Here is a 6,936-nt window from a genome sequence, read left to right on the forward strand (position 1 = left end):
GATGGGCACACTGCTGCGCCACGGCTCGGTGAGCCAAAAAGACCAATATTTACCGTCAGTTGCGCGCGGTGAACTGCGCCTGCAAGCCTTTGGCGTCACCGAGCCAACATCGGGCAGCGACACGCTGTCCCTGCGCACCACGGCAGTGCGTGACGGCGATAACTATCTGATTAACGGTCAGAAAATATGGACGAGCCGGGCATTCCACAGCGACCTGATGGTGCTGCTGGCGCGCACCACGCCCAAGGATCAGGTGGCCAAGCGCACCGAGGGCCTGTCGGTGTTCCTGCTCGATATGCGCGATTGCCCCGGGCTTTCGATTCAACCCATTGAAACCATGATGAATCACGGCACGACAGCGGTATTTTTCGATAACGTGCGTATCCCCGCCGCCAACCGCATCGGGGAGGAGGGGCAGGGCTTCCGTTATATCCTGTCGGGCATGAACGCCGAACGCATCCTGATCGCCGCCGAATGCATTGGCGATGCACGGTTTTTCCTTGACCGTGCAACGACTTACGCCCGCGAACGTCAGGTGTTCGGCCGCCCCATCGGCCAAAATCAGGGCATCCAGTTCCCGCTCGCCCAAGCCCATGCAAGGCAACACGCCGCCGCGCTGGTGGTCGCCGATGCCTGCCGCCGGTACGAGTCGGGCGAAGTCGCCGGGGCCGAAGCCAACATGGCCAAGATGCTCGCCGCCGAAGCCAGTTGGCAGGCAGGCGAGGCCGCGATGCAGACGCTGGGCGGTTTCGCCTTCGCCGCCGAGTATGACATTGAACGCAAGTTCCGGGAAACACGGCTTTATCAGGTCGCGCCAGTGTCGACCAACCTCATCCTCTCCTATATCGCCGAGCACGTGCTGGGCCTGCCCAAAAGCTACTGAGGCGTTGTTGGGGGACTGGCAAAAACCGCAATCGACGCTGCGCCCTGAAAGCGTAGGGTGCACCCAACATCTGGAGGAAAGACCATGCCCGAAGCCTATATCATCGATACCGTCCGCACGCCGCGCGGCATAGGCAAGGTGGGCAAGGGCAGCCTTGCCGACATGCACCCGCAGCATCTGGCCGCCGCCGTGCTCAAGGCGATTGCCGAGCGTAACCATCTGAATACGGCCGATGTTGATGATATCATCTGGTCCACCTCCACCCAGCGCGGCAAGCAGGGCGGCGATCTCGGCCGCATGGCGGCGCTGGATGCGGGCTATGATCTGCGGGCCAGCGGCATGACGCTGGACCGGTTCTGCGGCGGCGGTATCACCAGCGTGAACCTGGCCGCAGCGCAGGTGATGAGCGGCATGGAAGACCTGCTGATCGCCGGCGGTACCGAAATGATGAGCTACACCGCCACCATGGCCGCCGAAGAGCGCGCCGCTGGCCTGGCGCCGATGATGATGGGCAGCGGCAACGCCCGCCTGCAAGCCCATCACCCGCAAAGCCACCAGGGCGTGTGCGGCGATGCCATTGCTTCGATGGAAGGAATCAGCCGCGCCGATGTCGATGCGCTCGGCCTCGAAAGCCAGAAGCGCGCCGCCAAGGCGATTGCCGAAGGCCGCTTTTCCAGGAGCGTGATCCCGGTTTACCGCGAAGACGGCACGCTGGCGCTGGACCGTGAGGAATTCCCGCGCCCCGGCACCACCATGGAAGGCCTGTCGCAGCTGGAAGCCAGCTTTGCCAAGCTCGCGGATGTGCCGCTCGATGCGAAGGGCACCACGTTCCGCAAGCTGATCAACGCCAAATATCCTGATCTCAAGATCGAGCATATGCATCACGCCGGCAATTCGTCGGGCGTGGTTGATGGCGCCGCCGCCGTGCTGATTGCCAGCAAGGCCTATGCCGAAAAAAACGGCCTGAAGCCGCGCGCCCGCATCATCGCCATGGCCAATATGGGCGATTGCCCGACGCTGATGCTCAACGCGCCGGTGCCCGCCGCCCGCAAGGTGCTGGCCAGGGCCGGGCTTACGGTGGACGACATCGATTTGTTCGAAATCAACGAAGCCTTTGCCGTGGTTGCAGAAAAGTTCATCCGTGATCTGAAGCTGGACCGCGACAAGGTGAACGTCAACGGCGGTGCCATCGCGCTTGGCCATCCGATTGGTGCCACCGGTTCGATGCTGATCGGTACGGTGCTGGATGAACTCGAACGCCGTGACCTCAAGCGCGGGCTGGTGACGATGTGCGCCGCCGGCGGCATGGCCCCGGCGATCATCATCGAGCGCATGTAAGCCGACCGCAGGGGGAGAGGGGTTAGGTGTACCAACTCCTCTCCGGCCGGCGTGTCGTTGAAGCGGCGGCGTTCGTCGCCGGGCCGACTGGCGGGCTTTATCTGGCGCAGATGGGCGCGCAGGTGATCCGCATCGACCAGATCGGCGGCGGCCCCGATTACCGGCGCTGGCCGCTGACTGATGCGGGTGACAGCCTGTATTGGGAAGGGCTGAACAAGGCCAAACGCTCCATCCAGATTGATCTGTCGCGCGCTGCGGGCCGTGAACTGGCCGTTGCTCTGGCCACGGCGCCCAATACGCCTGGGCGAGAAGAAGCCGGCCTGTTCCTGACCAATTTTCCCGTCGATGGCTTCCTGTCCCACGCCGCGCTCGCCGCCCGGCGGCCCGATATCATCACGGCGCGCATCATGGGCTGGGCCGATGGCAAGCCGGCGCTGGATTACACCGTGAACGCGGCGGTGGGCGTGCCGGCGATGACCGGGCCGGTGGATGACACCCGCCCGGTCAACGCCGTGCTGCCGGCGTGGGATCTGCTTGGCGGCAGTTGGGCGGCCTTTGCCATGGTCAGCGCGCTGCACCGCCGCCGGCAAACCGGGGAGGGGGCGGAAATTCGCGTGCCGCTCTCTGATCTCGCTGCCACCTCGCTGTCGCATCTGGGTTTTGCTGCCGAGGCGCTGCTGCACGGGGATCGCGCCCGACTGGGCAATGATCTGTTCGGCGCGTTCGGGCGGGATTTCGCTTGCCGCGATGGCCGGCGCATATACCTCGTCGCCATCACGCCCAAACAATGGCGTGGACTGGTGGCGGCGCTTGGGCTGGCCGACGCGGTGGCGGCGGTGGAGGCCGCGACCAGTGCCGATTTTACCGCCGATGAAGGCGCGCGTTTCACCCACCGTGCCCGCCTGTTCCCGCTGTTCGAATCCGCGATGGCGGCACACAGCCTCGCCGATCTGGCGCCCCGGCTCGATGCCGCGGGCGTCACGTGGGGGCCGTATCAGACGCTCGCACAGGCGGTTCGCGGCGACGCCCGCCTGTTCACCGCCAATCCGCAATTCCAGACGATCACGCACAAATCCGGCCTCAGCTATCCCGCTGCCGGCCCCGCCGCGACGCTGACCGGCGAACCACGCGGCGAGGTGCTTGCCGCGCCGAACTTGGGAGCTGATACCGACGCGGTGCTCGCCGAGGTGCTGGGCCTGCCCAGCGGCGCCATCGGCAAGCTGCATGATGAAGGGCTGGTGGCATGATGCCCGACGACATCGCGTATTGGCAGGCGTGGGTTGCCAAGCCGGAATGGCGCGAGGAGGTGCTGCACGGCCCTGATGTGCTGCGGCTGGCCGAGGCGCTGAACTGGGACGCCGACGCGCTGGGCTGGCCGCCGCTTGGGCATCTGGCGCTTTTCGTGCCGCCGCCCGGCCCGCGCGGCCCTGATGGCCACCCGGCGCGCGGCGGCTTTTTCCCGCCGGTGTCGCTGCCGCGCCGGATGTTTGCCAGTGCGGACTATCAGTTCCATCGCCCGCTGATCGCCGGCACGCCCGCCATCCAGATGCGCGTGCTCGAAAGCCTGGTTCCCAAGCAGGGCAAGACCGGCGCACTGTTGCTGGGCCGGGTGCGCATCGAGATTTGGCAAGACGGCGAGAAGGCGCTGGAGGAGATGCAGACCATCGTCTGGCGCGAGGACGGTGCAGCGCAACCCTTGCCGATCCCCGCCAGTCCGCCGCCAGCTGGTGACGCCGTGTTCACGCCCGGGCCGGCTCAATTGTTCCTGTTCTCCGCTGCCACTGCCAACGCCCACCGCATCCATTATGATCTGGCCTATGCGCAAGGCGATGAGGCCTACCCCGGCCTTGTCGTCCACGGGCCGTTGGTGGCAGCGCAATTGCTTGGCCTGTGGGAACGCCGCCACGGCCCAGCCAAACGCTTTGCCTTTCGCGCCGAAGCGCCGGTGTTTTCCGGGCAACCTGTGGCACTCGTCGGGCACGAAGACAGCTTGCAGGCGCTGCGCTGTGACGGCACGGTGGCGATTGCTGCAACTGCCGGGTGATGATGCCATGGACGCCGAAACCTTTGGCCTGCTGAAAGACCAGCTGGCCCGCTATGTCGAAGAACGGCTGATCCCGGCCGAAGACACGGTGGAGGAGGGCGACGATATCCCGCCGGTCATCGTGGCCGAATTCAAGGAGATGGGCCTGTTTGGCCTGTCGGTGCCTGAAAGCTTTGGCGGGCTGGGGCTGACGATGGCCGAAGAGGCCGAACTGGTGCGCATCCTGTGCCGGGCCAGCATCACCTTCCGCAGCCTGATCGGTACCACGGTCGGCATCGGCAGTCAGGGCATCATGATCGACGGCACGGCGGCGCAGAAAGCCGAATGGCTGCCGAAATTCGCCACTGGCGAGGCGATTGCCAGCTTTGCGCTTACCGAACCCGGCGCTGGTTCCGATGCGGCCAGTTTGCGCTGCTTGGCGGTGCGCGAGTGCGACCATTACCGGATCAACGGCACCAAGCGCTACATCACCAACGCCCCGCGCGCCACCGTGTTCACCCTGATGGCGCGCACCGAAGCGGGCGTGAAGGGCGCAGCCGGTATCAGCGCCTTCATCGTGCCAGCCGGCAGCCCGGGCATTTCGCTCGGCAAGCCGGACCGCAAGATGGGGCAACGGGGGGCCAAGACCTGCGATGTGATCCTGGAAGACGTGATGGTGCCGGCATCCAGCATCATCGGCGGCGTGCCCGGCCAAGGTTTTCGCACCGCCATGAAGGTGCTCGATCGCGGCCGCATTCACATCGCCGCTGTTGCGCTGGGCATGGCCGACCGGCTGATCGAGATGAGCCTGAATTACGCCATGGAGCGCCAGCAATTTGGCCAGCGCATCGGCGATTTTCAGTTGGTGCAGGCGATGCTGGCCGACATGGAGGTGGACCGGTTGACTACCGCTGCCCTGCTCGAACGCACCGCGGCGCGCTTCGATGCAGGCCAGGCCAGCAATCGCGAATGTTCGGTGCTCAAGCTTCATGCCAGCGAAGCGGTGGGCCGCATCGCCGATCGCGCGGTGCAGGTGCACGGCGGCGCTGGCTATATGGCGGAATACAAGGTCGAACGCTTTTACCGCGATGTGCGGCTGCTCCGGATTTACGAAGGCACCAGCCAAATCCAGCAGACGATCATCGCCAAGGCCATGATGCGGGAGAGAGTCTGATGCGCCGGGCAGCAATTGTTTCACCGATCCGGACCGGGGTCGGACGTTTTGGCGGGTCACTGGCCGGGTTTCCGGCTGGGGAACTTGGCGCGATCATCCTCAAGGAATTGATGGCACGCACCAAAATCGACCCGGCGCGTGTTGACGACGTGGTGTTTGCCCACGGATATCCCAATGGCGAAGCACCGTGCGTGGCGCGCTGGTCGTGGCTGGCGGCAGGCTTTCCCGAAAGCGTGCCGGGCGTTTCACTGGATCGGCGCTGCGGATCGGGGCTGCAGGCAGTGATCGATGCGTCGATGCGCATTGCCACTGGCGCTGCCGATATTGTCGTGGCCGGCGGTGTCGAAAGCATGAGCCAGGTCGAATATTACAGCACCGATCACCGGAATGGCGCGCGCATGGGCAGCACTACCTTTCACGACCGGCTGGTGCGCGGCCGCGTCATGAGCCAGCCGATCAGCCGTTACGGCGTGATTTCCGGCATGATCGAAACCGCCAACAATCTGGCACGCGATTACGGCATCAGCCGCGAGGAATGCGATGCCTATGCCGCTCGCAGCCACAGCCGTGCGGCGCAGGCGTGGGCCGACGGCAAGTTCGCCGACGAACTGGTGCCGGTGGAAATCCCGCAGAAAAAAGGCGCGCCGCTGCTGTTTGCCGCCGATGAGGGTATTCGCGCCGACGCGGCGCCGGAGAGTCTGGCGCTGCTCAGGGCCATCGACAAAGATGGCGTGGTCACCGCCGGCAACGCCAGCCAGCAAAATGATGGCGCATCGGCGTGCCTGGTGGTGGCGGAGGAACTGCTTGAGCCGCTGGGGCTGGAACCGATGGCGTGGCTCACCGGCTGGGCTGCGGCGGGCTGTGATCCGTCACGCATGGGCATCGGGCCAGTGCCGGCGGTGGAGCGGTTGTTTGCGCGCACCGGCATGGGCTGGGGCGATATCGACTTGGTGGAATTGAATGAAGCCTTTGCCCCGCAAGTATTGGCGGTGCTCAAGGGCTGGGGCTGGAACGATCCCGACAAGCTGAATGTCAATGGTTCGGGAATCAGCCTTGGCCATCCCATTGGTGCTACCGGTGGGCGCATATTGGCCACGATGTGCCACGAAATGCAGCGGCGAAAGGTTCGTTTTGGATTGGAAACAATGTGCATCGGCGGCGGGCAGGGACTGGCGGCAATCTTCGAAAGGGCGTAACCAATAGCTCCCACAAGTTGTTAACTTCTTTCCGCTTTGTTGGCCTTTCATTGTTTGATAACAAGAGTGCCTAGATGATTCGTAGGAAGATGCTGCGGGCGGGCTTTGCACAAGCTCCTGCTACTTATTCCACCGAAATGGGGCACCAGCCCTGCACATTGACGACTATCCCCGGTCGGGGGCTAGTGGATAGATTCTAACGCTTGGTGCCCACGCTTCACGGCGGCGATGATTTTGTCGGGGTCTGCTGTCCAGACGAAGGGTTTCGGGTTGGCATTTTGCTCGGCGACGAAGCGGTTGATGGCGGCTTGCAGGTCGACGA

The 6,936-nt window shown here is 64.5% G+C and carries 6 protein-coding genes and 1 pseudogene; 6 read left to right on the top strand and 1 reads right to left on the bottom strand.

Translation table 11 applies throughout. The features are described 5' to 3' along the window. The 6 genes from ACESL8_RS06630 to ACESL8_RS06655 form a co-directional block, all read left to right on the top strand. The coding region (locus tag ACESL8_RS06630) for an acyl-CoA dehydrogenase family protein (RefSeq protein WP_372917085.1) at window positions 1–883 on the top strand (883 nt) is incomplete at its 5' end. Between the two features lie 84 nt (window positions 884–967). After that, on the top strand, window positions 968–2,221 hold the full coding sequence (locus tag ACESL8_RS06635; protein ID WP_372917088.1) for an acetyl-CoA C-acetyltransferase: 1,254 nt from the start codon (window positions 968–970) through the stop codon (window positions 2,219–2,221). Window positions 2,222–2,247: 26 nt separating this feature from the next. Then, the gene (locus ACESL8_RS06640) at window positions 2,248–3,468 is read left to right on the top strand and encodes a CoA transferase (RefSeq protein WP_372917090.1); all 1,221 of its coding nucleotides are present in this window, start codon (window positions 2,248–2,250) and stop codon (window positions 3,466–3,468) included. After that, the gene (locus tag ACESL8_RS06645) at window positions 3,465–4,265 is read left to right on the top strand and encodes a hypothetical protein (protein ID WP_372917092.1); all 801 of its coding nucleotides are present in this window, start codon (window positions 3,465–3,467) and stop codon (window positions 4,263–4,265) included. The genes ACESL8_RS06640 and ACESL8_RS06645 overlap by 4 nt, the downstream gene beginning before the upstream one ends. Before the next feature lie 7 nt (window positions 4,266–4,272). Then, a complete protein-coding gene (locus ACESL8_RS06650; protein ID WP_372917096.1) occupies window positions 4,273–5,418 on the top strand; it encodes an acyl-CoA dehydrogenase family protein in 1,146 nt (381 codons plus the stop codon). Further along, entirely contained in the window at window positions 5,418–6,614 is a 1,197-nt protein-coding gene (locus ACESL8_RS06655) for an acetyl-CoA C-acetyltransferase (RefSeq protein WP_372917094.1), read from the top strand. The genes ACESL8_RS06650 and ACESL8_RS06655 overlap by 1 nt, the downstream gene beginning before the upstream one ends. 182 nt (window positions 6,615–6,796) lie before the next feature. On the opposite strand, the pseudogene ACESL8_RS06660 reads toward ACESL8_RS06655, so the two are convergent. Beyond that, window positions 6,797–6,936: pseudogene (locus ACESL8_RS06660) on the bottom strand (IS630 family transposase); the annotation flags it as partial.

The sequence above is a fragment of the Sandarakinorhabdus sp. genome (assembly GCF_041689835.1).
Taxonomy (GTDB): Bacteria; Pseudomonadota; Alphaproteobacteria; order Sphingomonadales; family Sphingomonadaceae; genus Sandarakinorhabdus.